Source organism: Sulfurimonas sp., from assembly GCF_023229025.1.
Lineage (GTDB): Bacteria > Campylobacterota > Campylobacteria > Campylobacterales > Sulfurimonadaceae > Sulfurimonas.
Window position 1 is genome coordinate 1 of the sequence record NZ_JALOAA010000074.1, and the last position, 3,286, is coordinate 3,286.

General features: G+C 30.2%; 4 protein-coding genes. 1 reads left to right on the forward strand and 3 read right to left on the reverse strand.

The features are described from left to right. Positions 1–210: 210 nt before the first annotated feature. From M0Q20_RS10905 to M0Q20_RS10915, 3 genes are read right to left on the reverse strand one after another with little or no spacing between them, the layout of a single operon-like run. Positions 211–1,533, reverse strand: a complete 1,323-nt coding sequence (locus tag M0Q20_RS10905; RefSeq protein ID WP_295061863.1) for an EAL domain-containing protein — start codon at positions 1,531–1,533, stop codon at positions 211–213. Beyond that, the gene (locus M0Q20_RS10910; protein WP_295061866.1) at positions 1,530–1,739 is read right to left on the reverse strand and encodes a hypothetical protein; all 210 of its coding nucleotides are present in this window, start codon (positions 1,737–1,739) and stop codon (positions 1,530–1,532) included. The genes M0Q20_RS10905 and M0Q20_RS10910 overlap by 4 nt, the downstream gene beginning before the upstream one ends. A 2-nt stretch (positions 1,740–1,741) precedes the next feature. Beyond that, positions 1,742–2,824, reverse strand: coding sequence for a methyl-accepting chemotaxis protein (locus tag M0Q20_RS10915; protein WP_295061869.1), 1,083 nt, complete (start codon positions 2,822–2,824; stop codon positions 1,742–1,744). A gap of 141 nt (positions 2,825–2,965) precedes the next feature. Between M0Q20_RS10915 and M0Q20_RS10920 the strand changes: the two genes are divergently transcribed. Beyond that, a complete protein-coding gene (locus M0Q20_RS10920) occupies positions 2,966–3,232 on the forward strand; it encodes a helix-turn-helix transcriptional regulator (RefSeq protein ID WP_366933660.1) in 267 nt (88 codons plus the stop codon). The last annotated feature ends 54 nt before the right edge of the window (positions 3,233–3,286 follow it).

The window sequence follows — 3,286 nt, forward strand, 5'->3', positions numbered from 1 at the left end:
ATAAGAAACTGGGGTCTCACAATCTCTCAACTTAACATTCACTTTAAGGAGAGACTAAAAGACGCTTTAGACTTGGTATAATTTTAAGAGCAATTAGGTGTTGACACAGAATTTATTACACTCCCCTATAATAAAAATAAAAAGTGAGTTCATCCGCTAATTTTAAAACTTTAATTCTTAGATAAACTTTTTAGTTTAAAAAGATGAATTTTAAAGTTGTTCTGCTCTCACAGGTTTTGAAAATAGATAACCCTGAAAATATTCGCACCCTATTTCAACAAGTTTTTTATACTGTTCTTTGGTTTCTACTCCCTCAGCAATGACTTCTAAGCCAAACTGCTCTCCTATACTGATAATAGTTTTAGTGATTATTTCATCGTTTATGTCTAGCGTCAAATCTCTTATGAAAGATTGATCTATTTTCAATTCATTTATAGGTAGCTTTTTAAGATATGATAGAGACGAGTAGCCAGTTCCAAAATCATCAATAGAGAGAGAAAAACCCATCTCTTTTAATTTATGTAGCGTATCTAAAACCTTATCAATATTTTTTATTAATAAACTCTCCGTCAGCTCTAGCCGTATCATAGTTGGATTGATGTCATTTTTATCAACAATATTTTTTATAGTTGTTACAAAACTATCCAATTCAAACTGTTTAGAGCTTACATTTATAGAAATTCTCCAATGCTTTTTTATTTCATCACTCTTCCATATGTTTATTTGCTTGCAAACTTCATCTATAATCCACTCTCCAAGAGGGACAATAAGTCCACTCTCTTCAGCCAAAGGTATGAAATCAGCAGGTGAGATCATACCTCTTGCTGGATGATTCCATCTTATAAGAGCTTCTACCCCAACAATTTTTTCTTTTTTCTTTGTAAAGATTTGTGTTTGATAATACAAACTCATTAAATCTTTCTCTATTGCTTCTTTTAAACTATATGTCAACTTTATCTTATCTTCCATCATCTTTTGCAACTTTGGATCAAAAAAACAAAAGGTATTTTTTCCATTTCTTTTTGCATTACACATTGCATTATTTGCATGTAACATTAGTTCGTCTGCGGATGCAATGTTGTTGTTAAATAATTTTATCCCTATACTAGCACTTATATAAAATTCATACTTATCAATAACACATAAATTTTTTAAATTTTCAAGAATAATTTGTGTTGTTTTTGCAAATATTTTTATCACATGAGTTTCATCTTTTTCTTGTGTCTCAACCAATACAACAAACTCATCTCCACCTACTCTGGAAATCACATCTTTCTTTTGCAAAGATTTCTTTATTATATTTGCACTTTCAACTAATAATCTATCACCTATTCTATTTCCACACTTATTATTTACTCCTTTGAAGTTATCTAAATTTATAAACAAAAGAGCACTGTATAAAGATGTTTTAGCACTTCTCTCTATAGATTTAGTTATAAAAAAATTCAAAAAATTTCTATTTACTAAGTTTGTAAGCGAATCATAGTTTAGAAGCCTCAAAACTTCTGCTTCCAATTTTTTTTGCTCAGTCATTTTTTATTCCTATTTGATTTTTCTTTAATTGTGATTCTTGTTGGTAAAGGGGATGTTTGAGCATTTCGCTCAAGAGGGCAGTAATTACAAATCATTTTTTCTGCTAGACTACCCTCCTTTTTTATGCATCTATCATCTGCATACAAAATCTCATTTGTTTCTAAGTCTATAGCACAGATAAAAGTTTTCATTTCATTTAAAGCCATGTCTATCTTTCTAATGCTAACTGATCCAATAACTCAAACAATTTTTTGCTTGAAGTCTCTGCGGCATTGAAGTTTTTTATAATCTTTTCAGAATCATTACAGATACCATTTTTTATACACTCTATAGCATCTATAATATTTTTATGTACTAACTTATGTGGATTAAGCATGTCTTTATAACTTTTTGTATGTCCAAACCTATCTTTACCTATTCCACTATCGTACCACTTGCCTAATCTACACTCATGGTGATTTGAAAAGTATGCTTTATCATCTTCATGAATAAAAGCGCTATATGCATTTGCTTTAAATAAAAGATGATCTAGCTTAACTAAACCTATAAATGTTTCATCAAGTACATTATCTATAGAAAGTGCAATTTTTTCACCATCATCAGCAAACTCCTGAAGAGTTAGCTCAAAGTCATTTGTTAGGCTTTCAGATTTTTGAGCTATTGATGTCATTATTTGAGATCTTTCGGATATGTTATATGATTCTTGCTTTAATGTGTTGATAGTGATTTCAACTTCTTTAGTTGCCTTTTGCGTCCTCTCAGCTAACTTTCTCACTTCATCAGCAACTACTGCAAATCCTCGTCCATGCTCACCCGCTCTTGCTGCTTCAATCGCAGCATTTAGCGCTAAAAGATTTGTTTGATCTGCTATATCATTGATAAGCATCATTAAAGATGAAACATCATTAATTCCCTCTGTAAGTTTTGCAACTTCACCATTAGACTCAGTTATCGACTCCATCAAAGTTGCTAAATTTTCAGAGATTGAAAAAACACTCTCTATTGACCCAAGTGATGAGTTCTTCGAATGCTCTTGCATATCAGCCAATAGCTTTACATTTCCAGAAAAATCTTTCTGTATAAGCTCAATATTGCTTGTGCAACCTGATAATAGTAAATCAACAAGTGTTTCTTTTAATTTTGCACTTCTTGCACTCTTTTTGAGTCTATCTATCTCCTCTTCTAAAAGTTTATTTTTCTCTATATACTCTTGATTTAAATTATATAGTTTACTGTTTTGAGTAGTCAGTTTTTCTATATCTAAATCGCTTCTCTTTTTTAAGTAAAACATAAAACCCCTTTTTATTTAACCTATAGGTCAATTACCTAGAGGTAATTGACGCATAGATTATAATATTTTATAATAATCATATTATTTAATAATAGCCACGAAAAATTAAATAAGTGTTAAATTATTACTAAAGGAATTATATTGAGCGTATTTGATGGTTTATGCATTGCTGATGATGAAGAAGTTCAAAGTTTCATCAAACAAGTTTCAGCAAATATAAAAAAAGAGAGGCAAAAAAGAGGAGTCACTCAACTAGAATTAGCTCTAAAGATAGGGCAAAAATCATCAGCTTTTTATGCTAATGCTGAAAATTCTGCTAAAAACAGGAGGTTTAACTTAGAACATATATACAAAATTTCTAAAGCTTTAAATGTAGATGTGGGGAGTTTTTTTGTAGATTCATATTAAAAAAAAGCAAGGCTAGAAAATGCCGCCTTACTTTATTTAGACTACTCTACATTA